Here is a 16,009-nt window from a genome sequence, read left to right as displayed (position 1 = left end):
AAAATGCGGCCCATGAAAAAATTCGCAGTCAAGGCAGGCGGCGCCGCACTGGCGCTGGCTGCCGCCGGCGCCTTGCTGGCCGGTTTTGCCGCCGTGGTCAGCCTGCGCCAGCTTCCCCCCGTCGATGCGCTGCGCGACTACCGGCCCGACGTGCCGCTGCGCATCTACACCAGCGACAACGTCCAGATCGGCGAGTTCGGCAGCGAGCACCGCGAGTTCATTGCCTTCGAGCAGATCCCGAGGCAAATGGTGCAGGCGCTGCTCGCGGCCGAGGACGACCAGTTCTACCAGCACCAGGGCATCGACGTCCCCGGCCTGTTCCGCGCCGCGCTGGCCAACCTCGGCCAGGGCTACGCCCAGGGCGCTTCCACCATCACCATGCAGGTGGCGCGCGCGTTCTACCTGTCGCGCGAGAAGACGCTGGCGCGCAAATGGTACGAGATGCTGCTGGCCTGGCGCATCGACCACGCACTGCCCAAGGACCGCATCCTCGAGCTGTACATGAACCAGGTCTACCTGGGCGAGCATGCCTATGGCTTCGGCAGCGCCGCGCATGCGTACTTCGGCAAGCCGCTGGCGTCGCTGTCGCTGGCCGAGACCGCGATGCTGGCCGGCCTGCCGAAGGCGCCTTCGACGATGAACCCGGTGGTCAATTTCGCGCGCGCCAAGCGGCGCCAGGAGTATGTGCTGGGTCGCATGCTGGCGCTGGGCATGATCAGCCAGGACGATTACCGCGAGGCCCGCGCCGCGCGCCTGGCCATCAGCGACGACAGCCCCGGCAGCTTTGCCGGCCATGCGGAGTACGTGGCCGAACTGGCGCGCCAGCTGGCGCGCGAGCGCTTCGGCGACGACGCCTACACGCGCGGCCTGAACGTCTACACCACGGTGTCGTCGGTGCGCCAGACCCTGGCCTACGATGCCGTGCACGGCGGGCTGGAAAGCTACGCGCGCCGCCACCGCAAGTTCGTCAGGGATCTGTCGCAAGGGCCGCAGGCCGCGCTGGTCTCGCTCGACCCCGGCACCGGCGCGATCGAGGCCATGGTCGGCGGCGCCGATTTCACCGCCAACCGCTTCAACCACGCCACCCAGGCGCTGCGCCAGCCCGGCTCCACCTTCAAGCCCTTTGTCTATGCCGCGGCGCTGGAGCGCGGCGTGTCGCCCGGCACGCTGATCAACGACGCGCCGCTGCCGAATGGTTCGCGCTGGCAGCCCGCCAACGACGACGGGCGCTTTGTCGGCCCCGTCAGCGTGCGCCAGGCGCTGGCCGAATCGCGCAACCTGCCCGCGATCCGCACGCTGCAGGCGATCGGCATTCCCTATGCGGTGGAATTCGCCAGCCGCTTCGGCTTCTCGCCCAGGCGGCTGCCGCGCTACCTGCCGCTGGCGCTGGGCACCGGCACCACCTCGCCGCTGCGCCTGGCCGCGGCCTATGGCGTGTTTGCCAACGGCGGCCACCGCGTCGAGCCCTACCTGATCGAGCGCATCACCGACAGCGAGGGCAATGTGCTGTTCAGCGCCGCGCGGGACGCACAGGAGCGGCCCGCGCCGCCGCCCGTGGTCAGCGCGCGCAACGCCTTCGTGATGGACAGCCTGCTGCGCAGCGTGGTCGATGCCGGCACCGGCAGCGGCGTGCGCCGCTACCTGCGCCGCGACGACGTGGCGGGCAAGACCGGCACCACCAACGACTCGGTCGACGGCTGGTTCGCCGGCTATGCCGGCGGCGTGGTCACGGTGGCGTGGATGGGCTATGACGACAACCGCAGCTTGGGCGAGCATGAGTTCGGCGCCACCACCGCGCTGCCGGTGTGGGCCGCCTACATGGAAGGCCGCCTGGCCGGCGTGCCGGTGCACGACGTGCCGCCGCCCGCCGGCGTGGTGCAGACCGGCGGCGACTGGATCTACGCCGAGAATGCCGACGGCAGCCAGGGCATCGCCGCGATCGGCTTCCCGCCGCCGGCGCCCGCGGCTGCGCCGGCCAGCCAGCCGCTGACCGATCCGGTCGCGAGCAACCTCGGCAGCCCCTCACCCGCGGCCCCGGCCGCGCCGACCCCCGTCACCAGCGCGGCGCCTGGCGCCGCCACGCCGGCTGCGCCGGCCGACAACCCGCTGTACTTGCGCCTTTCCCAATTTCCGTCCCGAATCCGATGTCCAGCCACAGCCCGCTGCTGATCTGGTCGGTCGCCGCGCTGACCACCGCTGGCGTCCTGTTCCGCCCCTTCCGCCTGCCCGAAGCCTTCTGGGCTGCCGGCGGCGCCCTGCTGCTGTGCGCCACCGGCCTGATGGCGCTGCCCGATGCCTTCGCCGCGGTGCTGCGCGGCTACGACGTGTACCTGTTCCTGGCCGGCATGATGCTGATCGCGGAACTGGCCCGCAAGACCGGGCTGTTCGACCACGTTGCCGCGCTCGCCGTGCGCCAGGCGCGCGGCTCGGCGCCGCGGCTGTTTCTGCTGGTGTACGGCTTCGGCACCCTGGTGACGGCGTTCATGTCCAACGACGCCACCGCCGTGGTGCTGACGCCCGCGGTGCTGGCCGCGACCCGCGCCGCGCGCGTGCGCCGGCCGCTGCCCTACCTGTACGCCTGCGCCTTCATCGCCAACGCGGCCAGCTTCGTGCTGCCGATTTCCAACCCGGCCAACCTGGTGATCTTCGGCGAGCGCATGCCGGCGCTGGCCGGATGGCTGGCGAGCTTCGCGCTGCCGTCGCTGGCCGCGATCCTGGCCACGCTGGCGGCGCTGTGGTGGACCCAGCGCGCGGCACTGGCCGAGCCCATCGCCGATGACGTGCCGGTACCGCCGCTGTCGCTGCAGGCGTGGATGAGCGCGCTGGGCATCGTACTGACCGGTCTGGTGCTGCTGGTGGCCTCGCTGCGCGGCAACCCGCTGGGCTGGCCCACCTGCGCCGCGGGCGTGGCGACGCTGCTGCTGGTCTGCGCCACCCGGCGCGAACTGCTGTGGCCGACGCTGCGCGAGGTGTCATGGAGCGTGCTGCCGATGGTGGCCGGCCTGTTCGTGCTGGTGGCGGCGCTGGAGCAGACCGCGGTGATCCGCCCGCTTGCCGACGCCGTGGCGGCGGCCTCGCGCGACGGCGGCGCGCTGGCGCTGCTGGGCGTGGGCGCGGTGGTGGCGCTGGCAGGCAATGTCGTCAACAACCTGCCGGCCGGACTGATCGGGGCTTCGGCGCTCGCGGCCGGGCAGGCCTCGCACGCGGTCAGCGGCGCGGTGCTGATCGGCATCGACCTGGGCCCCAACCTGTCGGTCACCGGCTCGCTCGCCACGCTGCTGTGGCTCACCGCGCTGCGGCGCGAGGGGCATATGGTCAGCGCCGGCCAGTTCCTGCGCGTGGGCGCGGTGGTGATGCCGGCGGCCATGCTGCCGGCGCTGGCGCTGCTGCTGCTTTAGGACGCCGGCCTCAGCCGCTGGCGGGACGCTGCGCCGCGGGGCTGCGCGGCGCCGGCGACAATGGCCGGCGCAGCCCGCCCGCGCCGTGGCGCACGGCACTGGCATGGTGTTCCGCCACGCCGGTTTCCACCGGCGTGGCCGGCACCGGCACTGTCACCACATGGAGCAACATCAGGCTGCTGCACGGAAAGGCGATCGGCATGTTGAGGTGGATCCCGACTAAGCGTCAGGCCGCGCTTGGCCGCGGCCGGGTGCCGGCAGCCTGCAACGGGCTGCCTGGTGTTGTGCGGACATTATGTGGGCTTGTCGGCGCCGTGCGTTGCGGGCTTGAGCGATGTCACGAACTCTTCATGGAAAGCGCAGCGGTTGTGGCGTATCCGGCCCACCGCGACGTCCTTTTCCGGCCACGGCGCGGGTTGTGAGGCCACGGCATCTGCCATATAGTGAATCCGGCACACACCCGCTGCGCGGCCATTCACGCCATCACGACCCCATCCATGAACAGCAAGGACGCAGCGCACCGCGCCAAGGACAGCAACGCCGGCGAAGTTGCCGGCGAAGTTGCCGGCAAAGCGGCTGGCGAAAGGGCTGGCGAAAGCGCCGGCCATCATGCCGCCAGTGTCTCGGCCCGCATCCGCGCGCGGCTCGAGGCCGCGCAGGAGCGCTTCCACGCCAACGACAATATCGCCCGCTATATCGAGCCGGGTGAAATGGAGCAGCTTCAGGCCGAGGTCCAGGCGCGGCTGCAGGACGTGCTGCGGGCACTGGTGATCGACGTCGACAACGACCACAACACGCAGGAAACCGCGCGCCGCGTGGCCAAGATGTACCTGAAGGAGATCTTCGCCGGCCGCTATGCCAAGCCCCCGCCGGTGACGGAATTCCCCAACATCGGCCAGCTCAACGAACTGATGATCGTGGGCCCGCTGCGCGTGCGCAGCGCCTGCTCGCACCACCTGTGCCCCATCATCGGCAAGCTGTGGATCGGGGTGATGCCGAACCAGCATTCCAACCTGATCGGTCTGTCCAAGTACGCGCGGCTGGCCGAGTGGATCATGTGCCGTCCGCAGATCCAGGAAGAGGCGGTGGCGCAGGTGGCCGACCTGCTGCAGGAAAAGATGAGCCCCGACGGCCTCGCCATCGTGATGGAGGCCGAGCACTTCTGCATGCACTGGCGCGGCGTGCGCGACACCGACGCCAAGATGACCAACAGCGTGATGCGCGGCTCGTTCCTGAAGGACGACAGCCTGCGGCGCGAATTCCTCACGCTGCTGAACCATAACCGCGGCTAGCGGCCAGCGCGCCGGCCGCCACACGGAGCGCCATTACCGGAGCGCCAAGACCATGCTAGTCCGACTGCTCTATGCCAGCCGTGCCCGCCAGGCCATCGATGCCGCCCTGCTCGATGCCATCCTGGCCGCCAGCCTGGAACGCAATCCGCGCCACGGCATCACCGGCGTGCTGTGCCATGGCAACGGCATCTTCCTGCAGGCGCTGGAAGGCGACCGGCAAGAGGTCTCGCAGCTGTTCCAGTCGATCGCGCGCGATCCGCGCCACCACGACGTGACCCTGCTGCATTTCGAGGAAACCTGCACGCGCGACTTCGCCGGCTGGGCAATGGGGCAGGTCAACGCGGCGCGGCTCAATACCGCCACCCTGCTCAAGTTCTCCGCGCGCGCCGAGCTGGACCCCTACCGCACCGGCGGCGCGGCCTCGCTGGCACTGCTCAAGGAGCTGATCGCCGGCGCGTCGGTGGTGTCGCGCACCGGCGAGCGCGGCAGGCACTGAGCCGCGCCGGCAACACCGCTAGACCGTGATCGGCCCGTACAGGCCGCATTCGAGGTCGCTCTCGAACTCTTCCATCCATGCCGTGCCGGGGCCGGCTTCATAGACGCTGGTCTTGTCGGTGCCGACGCGGCGCACGCTGACGCGCCGCGCGCCATCGCCGTCGCGCTCGTCGGTAATGTCGAACATCTCCGCCGCCAGCCCCACATGCCTGCACGCGTCCAGGACCTGCTGCTGCTCGTCGGCGGGAAATTCAGTGAACGGTCTCGTTGCCATGGCATCCTCCGTCAAGGTTGAGATCGCCGCTTGCGCGCAGCGCGAACGCGCGTGGCACCGCCGGCGCCACGCATGAAGCAGGACACGCGCCGGCATCCGGCCGGCGGCGTGTCCGCATCCTGCTGGGATCTTGTTGTTGGAGACTCAGCTCTTGCGCTGGGTCACCGCCACGAACGGCGCCGGCGCGTGTTGCACGGACTGGCTGCCGCAATTCGGGCACGGTGGATGGGCAGAGGCATGTTCCGCGAGATGTTCGGTTTTTTCGAACACATGGCCGCACTTCTCGCAGCGGTATTGATAGACGGGCATGGCATTCCCCCACGCGGTGCACACGCCGCGGGGCGCGTGTCAGCTTCATTCTAGGACAGCGCTCCGCGCCGCCAAGCGCCAAAATTCCGCCTCGCCGGCGCGCGGCCGGCGAAGTCGCCACAGCGGCACTTTGCCCTGCATTGATCTTCCGCAATGGCTGTAACGCAAGACAAGGGCCGGAATCCCGGGCAAACCCGGGCCAAACGGGCACGGCCTGCCGCTTATCTTCCAGGGGTGTCATTGCATTGGCCGGATCCGCTCATCGGCACCATCCGTGAACTAGCCGAATTCCGATTCAGCGAGGGGCGGAATCTGGCCAGAATCCGAGTCTTGTGATGACGCCACCGCACGGCGACACCAGCCCCAACCGGTTGCCGTCTCACCCGGAGGATTGCCCATGAACGACCAAGTCCTGCGCGTTGCCCTGGCCGACGACCACCCGCTGGTAGTGGCCGCGCTGCGCGACTGCCTGCAGCGCAGCGCGCGCGTGCGCATCAGCGCAGAATGCCGCAACGGCACCGAGCTGCTCGGCACGCTGGCGCGGCACCCGGCCGATATCGCCATCACCGATTTCTGCATGGGGCACGGCGATGCCTCGCTGGACGGCTTCAACCTGCTCGGCCGGCTGGCGCGGCGCCACCCGGCGACGCGGGTGGTGGTGCTCAGCGCCCGCTCCAATGCCGCCATCGTCCGCCGCGCCATGAAGCTGGGCGTGCGCGGCTTCGTCAGCAAGGAGGATCCGCTCGAGGAAGTGGTGCGCGCCTGCGCCCACGCTGCGTTCGGCAGGGGCTGCTTCTGCTCGCCCGCGGTGCACGCGGCGCTGCAGCGCGCGGCGCTGCCGGGCACGCCCGCGCGGGAGCCGACCCAGCGCGAGCTCGAGGTCATCCGGCTCTATGCGCAGGGCGCGCAGCTGACCGAGATCGCCGCCAAGCTGGGCCGCTCGGTCAGCACCATCTCCAGCCAGAAGACCGTGGCGATGCGCAAGCTGGGCGTGCAGACCAATACCGGCCTGATCCGCTACGCCTATGAAAGCGGGTTGATCTGATCGCCCCGGGCCATGCAGCAAGACCCCGACCGCGCCCGCGATACCCTGGCCAGCACCTTCGACGCGCTTGCCGACCACGCCCGCCGGCAGCAGCATCTGTATTCGGTGACCATTGCGGCGCTGCTCGCCATCGTGCTGTGCTCGGGCACGCTGCTGGCCTGGCTGGCGGCGGACCAGCACCTGGACTACCGGCGCAGCCAGGTCGCGCATTATGTCGGCACGGTGTCGCAGCGGCTGCATAACGAAGTATCCTTCGTGCGCCGCACCGCGCTCAGCATCCGCTACCATCTCCGCGCCGCCGTCGCGACCCCGTCGCGCGACCCAGAGGTCGAGGCCTTGCGCCGCACCGGCGCGGCCGGCGTCCATGTCGAGGCCGTGCGCAAGGATTACCATCTGCTGGCCGCTGACGCCACGCGCCGGGCCTGGGGCGCGGGCCTGCCGACGGAGTTCGCGCGGCTGCGGCAAATCGCGCTGGCCGCGGTGGCGACGCAGCAGGCCTTCGACCTCGACCATGGCGCCTACGCGGTCTCGCTGGACGAGGACAGCGCGGTCGTGATCCGCCAGCCGGAGGCCGGCGCGCGCGCGCCGCTGGCGCTCGACGCGGCGCTGATCCCGCGCCTGCGCGCCCAGCTGACCCGCGCGCTGCTGGAGCGCACCGGCCGCGCCGTGCCGGCGCGCGACCAGCCCGTCTGGCTGGGGCCGCTGCACGACCCCGTCGACGACAGCCCCATCATGGTCCTGGCCGGCGCCGCCTATGCCGGCGACTCCCCCACCATGCTGGTGGCCGCCTGCGTGCCGGTGCAGGCGTTCCTGGCCGGCCTGCCGCCGCCACAGGACCACGCCGGCCTGGCGCTGCTGAACGACGCGGACCGCCTGATCGATGTGTGGCCGCATGCCGGCTCGCTGAGCTCGGCCAGCGCCCGCGACATCGCCGCGCGGGTCGGCGGCCTGCCGCACCACGCGCTGCGCCTGACGCGCTCGGGCGTGGTGCTGGTGCAGCCGTTGCAGCCCGGCTTCGGCCTGCTGGTCTACCACCTGCCATACCGGCTGCTGGGCAAGGCGCTGGCGGCCGAGCTGGCGGTGATCGGCGCCGCCATGCTGCTGCTCACCGGTGCCATCGTGCTCGCGGCGCGGTACTGGAGCCGGCACCTGCTGCGGCGCTCGCATGCCGAAGCCCGGCGCGCGCTGGAAAGCGAGCTGATGAACCAGGTGCTGGTCAGTGCCACGCCGGTCGGCCTGTGCATCGTGCGCCAGCACGACTACGCCGTGCTGGCGTGCAATCCGCTGGCAGCATCGCTGCTGCCGGCACGGCCGCACGAAGCGCTGCCCGCCGCCGTGGCCGCAGTGCTGGCGCGGCAGCCTGGCGGCGCCGGCGGCGGCCCTGCATCGGTCTGCAGCGTCACCGTCGCGGCCCCGCCAGCGCCCGGCCCTGCCGACGCGGCACCGCGCTTCCTGCAGGTCACCTATGCCCCGGCGCGCTACCGCGATGAAGCCGTACTGTTCTGCGCGGTGCTGGACTGCACCGCGCAAGAGGCGCTGCAGCAGCAACTGCGCTCCGCCCAGCAGGCTGCCGAAGCGATGCTGCGGGTGCGCTCGACCTTCTTTGCCGCGATGAGCCACGAGATTCGCACGCCGCTGAACGCGCTGCTGGGCAATTTGGAACTGCTGGCGCGCAGCGGCGGCATGGAGCCGCACGCCGCGCGGCTGCGCGCGCTCGAGACCGCCGCCGGCTCGCTGCGCCGCATCGTCAACGATGTGCTGGACTTCTCCAAGATCGACGCGGGACAGCTGGCGCTGGTCAATGCGCCATTCCGTCCCGTCGAGGCGCTGGAGAGCCTGGCACTGGCGTATGCGCCGATGGTCGCGGGCCGCCCGCTGCGCTTCTGCCTGCAGCTGTCGCCGACGCTCGCCACCGAAGTCGTGGGCGATCGCACGCGCCTGGTACAGGTTTTCAACAACCTGCTGAACAACGCCTTCAAGTTCACCGCCAGCGGCCGCATCACGCTGCGCGGCGAACTGCAGGCCGATGCCCGGGGCATGCAGCGGCTGGTCTGCAGCGTCAGCGATTCCGGCATCGGCATGGCGCCGGCACTGGCAGCGCGCGTGTTCCAGCCGTTCGTGCAGGGCGACGCCGCTGCCGCCAGCCGCTATGGCGGCACCGGACTCGGGCTGTCGATCTGTGCCAGGCTGTGCGAGCTGATGGGCGGCAGCATCGTCGTCAACAGCGTGCCGGAGGTGGGCAGCGCGTTCACGGTGTCGGTGCCGCTGGCGCCGGGCGATTCAGGGCGGCCCGCGCCCGCGGCGGCCGGCCTGACGCACAGCGGCCATGTGCTGGTGCTGTCGCCGGAGGAACGCACCGGCGCGTCGATCGAAGCGTGGCTCAAGACCGCGGGCTGGCACACCGAGGCGGTGGCCTCCATCGCCGCGGCGCAGGCAAGCGTGCAGCGCACTGCGCCGGCAGCCGTGGTCGCGAGCGAAGACTTTGCGCCGGCGGCGCTGGCTGCGCTGCGCCAGGCCGCGCCGCTGGCGCTGGTGTGGCTGACCGCCGACGGCCCGCATCGCCCGCGACAGCGCGGCCCCGGCATGCTGGAGGCCTCGGCGTTCAGTCATCGCGCGCTGCTCGACGCCGTGGCGGCCGCCACCGGCGCGACGCAGCCGGCGACGCGGCCCATGCCTGCCCCCGCCACGCCGGCGCTGCCCGCGCCCGCGCTGGCGCCCCTGACCATCCTGGTCGCCGAGGACAACCCGCTGAACCAGTCGCTGGTCGCCGAGCAGCTGCAGGCAATCGGCTGCCACCCCATCGTCACGGGCAACGGCAGGCAGGCACTGGCGGTGCTGGAGCGCACGCGCGTCGATGCACTGCTGACCGACCTGCATATGCCGGAAATGGACGGCCACGCATTGCTGCACGCCGTGCGGGCGAAGTATCCGCACCTGCCGGTCATGGCCTTCAGCGCCGTCGCATGCAGCGATCCCGAGCACGACCGGCGCCTGCGCGGCTTTTCCGGCTACCTGGCCAAGCCTGCCTCGCTGCAGGACCTGAACGCCTGCCTGCGCGGCCTGCGCGGCCGGCCTCGCGCCGCCAGCGATGCCGGCGCCGGCGCGCCACCGCGCGACGCGGCCACCACGGCGGAGGCGCCGCGCCGCCGCTACGAAGACATGCTGCGCCGGCAGCTGCAGCAAGACCTGCCGGCGCTGGCCCGCATCCTCGCGCAGCAGGACCTGTCAGCCCTGCGTCACTGGGTGCATGCCACGGCGGGCGCCTTCATGATCGTGCGGCGCCAGTCCATCGTCAGCGAATGCCGGGAACTGGAGGCACTGTGCGAGGCGGCGCCGGCCTGGGCCCCGGCCATGGCTGACGCGGCGGACACCCTGTACAAGCGGCTGCAACGCTACGCGCTGGGCGCCGCGGCGGGCACCTGACCATCAGAACAGCACCGCATTACCACAATTGGCGGATTTGCGAGCAGCGCCACGCGCGACCATAATGGCAACGCCGCGCCGTGGCCCCGCCTGGCCGCGCGTTCCCGAGCCGGGCGCGGCATTGTCTCCAATGTCTCCCCCATGCCGCCAGAACAAGGCCTTCCGCAGCCCCAGCGCACCTGGGCCATCCTCACCGTCTTTTTCGGCCTGATCATGGCCGTGCTCGACGGCTCGATCGCCAATATCGCGCTGCCGTCGATCTCGCGCGAACTGCAGGCCGATCCCGCCAGCACCATCTGGGTCGTCAACGCCTACCAGCTGACGGTGACCGTGTGCCTGCTGCCGCTGTCGTCGCTGGGCGACATCCTGGGCTACAAGCGGGTCTACCGCGCGGGGCTGGCGACCTTCCTGGTGGGGTCGCTGCTGTGCGCGCTGTCGGTCAACCTGCCGATGCTGGTGGCCGCGCGCGTGCTGCAGGGCATCGGCGGCGCCGGCATCATGAGCGTCAATACCGCGCTGGTGCGCTTTATCTACCCGCCCACGCGCCTGGGCCGCGGCATCGGCCTCAATGCGCTGGTGGTGGGCGTGACCATCGCGGTGGGGCCATCGCTGGGCGCGCTGATCCTGGCGGTGGCCAGCTGGCCCTGGCTGTTTGCGGTCAATGTGCCGGTGGCCATCGCCGCGCTCGCCCTGAGCCGCACCGCGCTGCCGCACACGCCGCCGCAGCCGCGCGGTTTCGACTACCCCAGCGCGCTGCTGTCGGCGCTGGTATTCGGCATGTTTATCCTGAGCGTCGATGGACTCGGCCACCCCGGCCGGCGCCTGGCCGGCTGCGCGGGCGTGGCGCTCGCGGTGGGGCTGGGCTGGCTGCTGGTGCGACGCCAGCGCGGCCGCGCCGCGCCGCTGGTGCCGGTCGACCTGTTTGCCAGCCGCGCCTTTGCGCTGGCGGTGGGGACTTCGTTCTGCTCGTTCATGACGCAGATGCTGTCCTTTATCGCGCTGCCGTTCTTTCTCGAGTACCAGCTCGGCCGCTCGCTGCAGCAGACCGGCCTGCTGATCACGCCGTGGCCGCTGATGGTGGCGGTGATGGCGGCGGTCTCGGGCCGGCTGTCGGACCGCTACCCGGCCAGCATCCTCGCCGGCATCGGCCTGGCCATGCTCGGCGGCGGACTGGTCGGCCTGGCCACGCTGGGCCCCGACGCCGGCAGCTTCGACATCGCCTGGCGCATGGCCATGTGCGGCACCGGCTTCGGCTTCTTCCAGTCCCCCAACAACCGCGCCATGATCGGCGCCACGCCGCCGGAACGCAGCGGCGGCGCCAGCGGCGCGCAGGCGACCACGCGGCTGCTGGGACAGACCACCGGCACCGCACTGGTGGCGCTGCTGTTCAGCCTGTCGCCGGCGGGCGCGGCGCGGATGGCGTTGTACGTGGCGGCGGGGGTAGCGGCGGTGGGGGCGATGATCAGCCTGAGCCGCTTGCGTGGTGCCAGTGGCGAGACGGTGGGGCGGGAGGCGATGGAGCCGGATGCGTGATCATCCGGGTTGCGGGTGATGAGGCCCGCAGCACCACGGCCTGCTCCGGGACCGCTTGCTTGCTCTCACTCTCCCGCTCGCGGGAGAGGGGCCGGGGGAAAGGGCATGCGCTCGCCAAGCTGACGCGCGCCACTTCGTGGAGACTCCCGCCCTCACCCCAACCCTCTCCCGCAAGCGGGAGAGGGAGTACACAGAACGGGAGTTGGAAAGCTCGAAGCAGTGATGCGGCTGCCGGATTGTCCCCTCTTCCGCAAGCGGCAGTTGGAAGGCCGGTGGTAAATACCGTTACTCCGCCTTCGCGCCTGACTCCTTCACCACCCTCGCCCACTTGGCGATTTCCTGGCGCTGATACGCGGCCAGCTTTTCCGGCGTGCCCAGCACCGGGTCCAGGCCCAGCGTCTTCAGCTTGGCCTGCACCTCGGGCAGCGTAAAGATGCGGTTGAGCTCGGCATTCAGTTTTGCCACCACCTCCTTCGGCGTATTCGCCGGCGCGAACACCGCGAACCAGGAATCCGCCTCGAAGCCCGGCAAGCCCTGCTCGGCCAGCGTCGGGATATCCGGCGCCGAGGCCGAGCGCTTCGCGCTGGTGATGCCCAGGGCGCGCAGCTTGCCCTCGCGCACCACCGGCAGCGCCGACGGCAGGTTGTCGAACATCATGGTGATATGGCCCCCGAGCAGGTCGGGAATGGCCATGGCGCGGCCCTTGTACGGGACATGGGTGATCTTGACGCCCGCCATCGTATTGAACATTTCCCCCGCCACATGCGGCGAGGTGCCGATGCCGGGCGTGCCGAAGGTCAGGCCGCCCGGGCGCGCCTTGGCCAGCGCGATCAGCTCCGCCACGTTCTTCGCCGGCACGCCGGGATTGACCACCAGCACGTTGGGCGTCGAGGCGATCAGGATCACCGGCGCGAAGTCCTTGACCATGTCGTACGGCATCTTGCTGTACAGCGCGCCGTTGATCGAATGCGTGCCGACGGTGCCTAGCGCCAGCGTATGGCCGTCGGCCGGCGCGTGGGCCACCGCCTCGGCGCCGATGTTGCCGCCCGCGCCGGGCTTGTTGTCGACCACCACGGGCTGTCCCCAGGCGGGCGAGATCTTCTCCGAGACGATGCGCGCCAGCGTGTCGGGCGCGCCCCCGGTGGGGAAACCCACCACGATGCGGATGGGCTTGGCGGGATAGCCCTGTGCCTGCGCGGTCGCCGGGGCGGACAGGAAGGATGCGGCAAGCACTGCCACCGCGGCTACGGTACCGAAACGCATGGGATGCTCCTCCGGTTGCACGCGGCTGCGTGGCCGCGTGCATAGTGAAGGCGGCGGCAACGCCGCCGCCGGAACCTGCCAGGCTGCCCGCCGCTTCACACCGCGATGCCGCCGAACTCCTGCATCACCTTGTCATGCAGGCGGCGCATGCCGCGCAGCCAGCGGTCATAGTCCTGGCCCTTGCGGCGATAGTACTCAAGCACTTCGGGGTGCGGCAAGATCAGGAAGCGCTCGTCGGCCACGCCCTCCAGCGTCACCGCGGCGACATGCTCGGCGGTGACCGAGCCTTCCTGCAGGAAGCCCTTGCGTTCGCCGTTCTCGCCGAACAGCATGTTGGTCTGCACGCCCTGCGGGCAGATGCAGCTGACCTTGATGCCGCGATCGCCGTAGGTGATCGACAGCCATTCGGCAAAGCCGATGGCGGCATGCTTGGTCACCGCATACGGGGCCGAGCCGATCTGCGACAGCAGGCCCGCCGCCGACACCGTATTGACGAAGTAGCCGTCGCCGCGCTCCAGCATCTGCGGCAGCACCGCCTTTGCCGCATGGATATGCGCCATCACGTTGATTTCCCAGATGCGCTGCCAGTCGCCGGCGCTGGCGTCCAGGCCCTTGCGCAGGATGATGCCCGCGTTGGAACAAAAGATATCGACCTGGCCGAAGCGCTGCGTGGCCATGTCGGCCAGCCCCTGCACGGCGGCCGCGTCGGCCACGTCGACAGGCTGGGCAAACACCTGGCAGGCGGGCGCGACGGCCTGGACCTCGGCCGCCACCGCGGCGGCGCCGGCCGCGTTCAGGTCAGCCACGGCCACGCCGCGCGCGCCGGCCTGGGCAAAGGCCAGCGCCAGGGCACGGCCAATGCCGGTGGCCGCGCCGGTCACCACGACGGTCTTGTTGCGTACTTCCATCGGTTGTCTCCTCGTTGAATTCGAATGCCGCATCCGTGTCCGACGCGTCAGGCCGGCTTGCCCCCGCCGCAGTCGGGCTCAAGCTGCGCGGAGGCAAAGCGCGCGGTCGCGCGCGCGCCGCCCGGCTGCCACAGCCGCGCCTGCAGGGTCTGCGCCAGCTCGCGCACGCGCGGCCCCAGGTTGGCTTCCAGGATTTCCGGCGACAGCCGCGCCGCGGCGCCGCCGATATTCAGCGCCAGCACCTCGGTGCTGCCCGCCAGCCGCAGTGGCGCCGCCGCGCCGCTGACGGTGCGGTCCCATTCGGCATGCGCCACGCAGAAGCCACGCCGCGCATGGTCGCGCAGCGCGCGCTCGACCCCCGCGCGCACCGCCGGCCAGCGCGCGCCGTAGTGGCGCACCAGCTCCGCCAGCGCGGCCTCGCGATGATCGGCATCCAGGCCCGCCAGCCACGCCCGCCCGATCGCCGACGTGGCCATCGGCAGCCGCGCCCCCGGCGCCAGCCGGATCACCAGCGCACCACGCGGCTGGCAGCTTTCCAGGTAGACCATCGCGTGGCGGTCCGGCATCGCCAGCGCCACCGTGCAATCGGTCGCGAACGCCAGCGACTGCATCAGTGGCTGCGCGATCTCGCGGATGCCCGCGCCACCGACATAGCGATGCCCCAGCACCATCGCGCCCTGCCCCAGCCGGTACTTTTCCGTCGCTTCGATGTAGGTCAGGTAGCCCAGCGTGGCCAGCGTATAGGTCAGCCGCGACACCGTCGGCCGTGGAATGCCGGTGCGCCGCGACAGCTCCGCGTTGCCAAGGTAATCGTCCTGCGGCCCGAACGCGCGCAGCAGCTCCATGCCGCGCGCCAGCGCCGTGACGAAATTGCGATCGTCCGCACAACCATTACCCGCCGGCACGTCGGCCGGCACCAGGCTGTGCGCGGCATCGGGCGGCGGCGTGGGGATGGTGGTGGTGCGTTTCATGGGCAGCGCTTGGGACGGGCCCATTAGATTGCAGCAAAGGCGGCTGGCCGGGGGCGCTATGTAAGGAAAGCATGTGCCCCAGAAACCGTGTTCATGGACCACCTCGACCGCCCGGTGCGGGCGCCGGTCACATCTCTCGCGCCAGATTCGTCACTTGACGGATTGATTATGAACCGGTCTGCGGCGCGTTACCGTTACCGCTTGCTGCTTGGGTGCTTCCCTCTCCCGCTTTTCCGTGGTGGGGCTGGCGCTGTTCGAGCGCGTCGGCCGGCAACTGACGCTGACCGAACCGGGCGACCGCCTGCTGCACCATGCGCTGCGCATCCTGGGCGAGGTCAAGGACGCCGAGGAAGGACTGCAGGCCGTCAAGGATGTCGACCGGGGCTCGATCACGATCGGCCTGATCAGCACGGCCAAGTACTTTGCGCCCAAGCTGCTGGCCGGCTTTACCGCGCAGCACCCAGGCGTGGAGCTGCGCATCGCCGAGGGCAATCGCGAAACCCTGCTGCAGCTGCTGCAGGACAACGCCATCGACCTCGCCCTGATGGGCCGCCCGCCGCGCGAGCTGGACGCCGTCTCGGAACCCATCGCCGCGCATCCGCACGTGCTGGTGGCCTCGCCGCGACACCCGCTGCACGACGCCGCGCAATTCGATTTGCAGGAACTGCGGCACGAAACCTTCCAGCTGCGCGAACCCGGCTCAGGCACCCGCACCGTCGCCGAATACATGTTCCGCGATCACCTGTTCACGCCGGCCAAGGTGATCACCCAGGGCAGCAACGAGACCATCAAGCAGGCGGTGATGGCCGGCATGGGCATCAGCCTGCTGTCGCTGCACACCAAATGGCGCTGGAGCTGCGCACCAGTGAAATCGCGCTGCTGGACGTGACCGGCACGCCGATCGAGCGCATCTGGCATGTCGCGCATATGGCCAGCAAGCGGTTATCGCCGGCAGGGGAGAGTTGCCGGGCGTATTTGCTGGAGCATGCGGCGGAGTTTTTGGGGAGGGAGTTTAGTGGCTTGTTGGCAAGGAGGCGTGGGCGGCGGTGAAGTTCATGCGGTTCGCGGGAGCATGCGATCATCCGTACTGGGGCGCGT

The 16,009-nt window shown here is 70.6% G+C and carries 14 protein-coding genes and 1 pseudogene; 8 read left to right on the top strand and 7 right to left on the bottom strand.

The window, feature by feature from the left end; all coding sequences use genetic code 11:
• Positions 1-12: 12 nt before the first annotated feature.
• Both A3AG_RS0127015 and A3AG_RS0127010 read left to right on the top strand, forming a co-directional pair.
• Positions 13-2,169, top strand: a complete 2,157-nt coding sequence (locus A3AG_RS0127015) for a penicillin-binding protein 1A (protein WP_018008411.1) — start codon at positions 13-15, stop codon at positions 2,167-2,169.
• Entirely contained in the window at positions 2,145-3,398 is a 1,254-nt protein-coding gene (locus tag A3AG_RS0127010) for an arsenic transporter (protein ID WP_018008410.1), read from the top strand. Before A3AG_RS0127015 ends, A3AG_RS0127010 begins: the two co-directional genes overlap by 25 nt.
• 10 nt (positions 3,399-3,408) lie before the next feature.
• Here the strand turns inward: A3AG_RS0127010 and A3AG_RS0127005 are convergent, their stop codons facing one another.
• A complete protein-coding gene (locus A3AG_RS0127005) occupies positions 3,409-3,600 on the bottom strand; it encodes a hypothetical protein (protein WP_018008409.1) in 192 nt (63 codons plus the stop codon).
• Between the two features lie 91 nt (positions 3,601-3,691).
• Positions 3,692-3,838 carry a hypothetical protein gene (locus tag A3AG_RS34125; RefSeq protein WP_157625339.1) on the bottom strand — a complete coding sequence of 49 codons (147 nt, stop codon included), beginning with the start codon at positions 3,836-3,838 and terminating at the stop codon, positions 3,692-3,694.
• Positions 3,839-3,895: 57 nt separating this feature from the next.
• On the opposite strand from A3AG_RS34125, the gene folE reads away from it, so the two are divergent.
• A complete protein-coding gene (gene folE / locus A3AG_RS0127000) occupies positions 3,896-4,690 on the top strand; it encodes a GTP cyclohydrolase I (protein WP_026164501.1) in 795 nt (264 codons plus the stop codon).
• A gap of 52 nt (positions 4,691-4,742) precedes the next feature.
• Positions 4,743-5,186: a BLUF domain-containing protein gene (locus tag A3AG_RS0126995; protein ID WP_018008408.1), complete on the top strand. Its 444-nt coding sequence runs from the start codon at positions 4,743-4,745 to the stop codon at positions 5,184-5,186.
• Positions 5,187-5,204: 18 nt separating this feature from the next.
• Here the strand turns inward: A3AG_RS0126995 and A3AG_RS0126990 are convergent, their stop codons facing one another.
• Both A3AG_RS0126990 and A3AG_RS33630 read right to left on the bottom strand, forming a co-directional pair.
• A complete protein-coding gene (locus A3AG_RS0126990) occupies positions 5,205-5,459 on the bottom strand; it encodes a hypothetical protein (protein WP_018008407.1) in 255 nt (84 codons plus the stop codon).
• A 144-nt stretch (positions 5,460-5,603) separates the two neighbouring features.
• Positions 5,604-5,768 (bottom strand): FmdB family zinc ribbon protein, encoded by a 165-nt coding sequence (locus A3AG_RS33630; RefSeq protein WP_018008406.1) that lies wholly within the window; start codon positions 5,766-5,768, stop codon positions 5,604-5,606.
• Between the two features lie 397 nt (positions 5,769-6,165).
• On the opposite strand from A3AG_RS33630, the gene A3AG_RS0126980 reads away from it, so the two are divergent.
• The 3 genes from A3AG_RS0126980 to A3AG_RS0126970 all read left to right on the top strand — a co-directional run bounded on the left by A3AG_RS0126980 (position 6,166) and on the right by A3AG_RS0126970 (position 11,769).
• The gene (locus A3AG_RS0126980; RefSeq protein ID WP_018008405.1) at positions 6,166-6,813 is read left to right on the top strand and encodes a response regulator; all 648 of its coding nucleotides are present in this window, start codon (positions 6,166-6,168) and stop codon (positions 6,811-6,813) included.
• Positions 6,814-6,825: 12 nt separating this feature from the next.
• Positions 6,826-10,236, top strand: a complete 3,411-nt coding sequence (locus A3AG_RS0126975) for an ATP-binding protein (protein ID WP_018008404.1) — start codon at positions 6,826-6,828, stop codon at positions 10,234-10,236.
• A 141-nt stretch (positions 10,237-10,377) separates the two neighbouring features.
• Positions 10,378-11,769 (top strand): MFS transporter, encoded by a 1,392-nt coding sequence (locus A3AG_RS0126970; RefSeq protein WP_018008403.1) that lies wholly within the window; start codon positions 10,378-10,380, stop codon positions 11,767-11,769.
• 285 nt (positions 11,770-12,054) lie between these two features.
• On the opposite strand, the gene A3AG_RS0126965 is transcribed toward A3AG_RS0126970, so the two are convergent.
• The 3 genes from A3AG_RS0126965 to A3AG_RS0126955 all read right to left on the bottom strand — a co-directional run bounded on the left by A3AG_RS0126965 (position 12,055) and on the right by A3AG_RS0126955 (position 14,911).
• Complete coding sequence (locus A3AG_RS0126965) at positions 12,055-13,032, bottom strand: Bug family tripartite tricarboxylate transporter substrate binding protein (RefSeq protein WP_018008402.1); 978 nt, start codon at positions 13,030-13,032, stop codon at positions 12,055-12,057.
• 95 nt (positions 13,033-13,127) lie between these two features.
• Entirely contained in the window at positions 13,128-13,940 is an 813-nt protein-coding gene (locus tag A3AG_RS0126960; protein ID WP_018008401.1) for an SDR family oxidoreductase, read from the bottom strand.
• 47 nt (positions 13,941-13,987) lie between these two features.
• Complete coding sequence (locus tag A3AG_RS0126955; protein WP_035849802.1) at positions 13,988-14,911, bottom strand: IclR family transcriptional regulator; 924 nt, start codon at positions 14,909-14,911, stop codon at positions 13,988-13,990.
• Positions 14,912-15,143: 232 nt separating this feature from the next.
• Between A3AG_RS0126955 and A3AG_RS32075 the strand changes: the two are divergent.
• Positions 15,144-15,961: pseudogene (locus A3AG_RS32075) on the top strand (LysR substrate-binding domain-containing protein); the annotation flags it as partial.
• Positions 15,962-16,009 lie beyond the last annotated feature (48 nt).

Origin of the sequence: Cupriavidus neocaledonicus, assembly GCF_000372525.1 — a bacterium.
Taxonomy (GTDB): domain Bacteria; phylum Pseudomonadota; class Gammaproteobacteria; order Burkholderiales; family Burkholderiaceae; genus Cupriavidus; species Cupriavidus neocaledonicus.
The sequence above is the reverse complement of the archived record's forward strand: the minus strand, read 5'-3'. Positions and strand labels throughout refer to the sequence as shown.

What these genes read in the sequence shown, in the direction of transcription:
- A3AG_RS0127005 (WP_018008409.1), bottom strand. Translation starts at nt 3,600, where the DNA reads ATGCCGATCGCCTTTCCGTGCAGCAGCCTGATGTTGCTCCATGTGGTG.
- A3AG_RS0127010 (WP_018008410.1), top strand. Translation starts at nt 2,145, where the DNA reads ATGTCCAGCCACAGCCCGCTGCTGATCTGGTCGGTCGCCGCGCTGACC.
- A3AG_RS34125 (WP_157625339.1), bottom strand. Translation starts at nt 3,838, where the DNA reads ATGGCAGATGCCGTGGCCTCACAACCCGCGCCGTGGCCGGAAAAGGAC.
- folE (WP_026164501.1), top strand. Translation starts at nt 3,896, where the DNA reads ATGAACAGCAAGGACGCAGCGCACCGCGCCAAGGACAGCAACGCCGGC.
- A3AG_RS0126990 (WP_018008407.1), bottom strand. Translation starts at nt 5,459, where the DNA reads ATGGCAACGAGACCGTTCACTGAATTTCCCGCCGACGAGCAGCAGCAG.
- A3AG_RS0126995 (WP_018008408.1), top strand. Translation starts at nt 4,743, where the DNA reads ATGCTAGTCCGACTGCTCTATGCCAGCCGTGCCCGCCAGGCCATCGAT.
- A3AG_RS0127015 (WP_018008411.1), top strand. Translation starts at nt 13, where the DNA reads ATGAAAAAATTCGCAGTCAAGGCAGGCGGCGCCGCACTGGCGCTGGCT.
- A3AG_RS0126955 (WP_035849802.1), bottom strand. Translation starts at nt 14,911, where the DNA reads ATGAAACGCACCACCACCATCCCCACGCCGCCGCCCGATGCCGCGCAC.
- A3AG_RS0126970 (WP_018008403.1), top strand. Translation starts at nt 10,378, where the DNA reads ATGCCGCCAGAACAAGGCCTTCCGCAGCCCCAGCGCACCTGGGCCATC.
- A3AG_RS33630 (WP_018008406.1), bottom strand. Translation starts at nt 5,768, where the DNA reads ATGCCCGTCTATCAATACCGCTGCGAGAAGTGCGGCCATGTGTTCGAA.
- A3AG_RS0126965 (WP_018008402.1), bottom strand. Translation starts at nt 13,032, where the DNA reads ATGCGTTTCGGTACCGTAGCCGCGGTGGCAGTGCTTGCCGCATCCTTC.
- A3AG_RS0126980 (WP_018008405.1), top strand. Translation starts at nt 6,166, where the DNA reads ATGAACGACCAAGTCCTGCGCGTTGCCCTGGCCGACGACCACCCGCTG.
- A3AG_RS0126960 (WP_018008401.1), bottom strand. Translation starts at nt 13,940, where the DNA reads ATGGAAGTACGCAACAAGACCGTCGTGGTGACCGGCGCGGCCACCGGC.
- A3AG_RS0126975 (WP_018008404.1), top strand. Translation starts at nt 6,826, where the DNA reads ATGCAGCAAGACCCCGACCGCGCCCGCGATACCCTGGCCAGCACCTTC.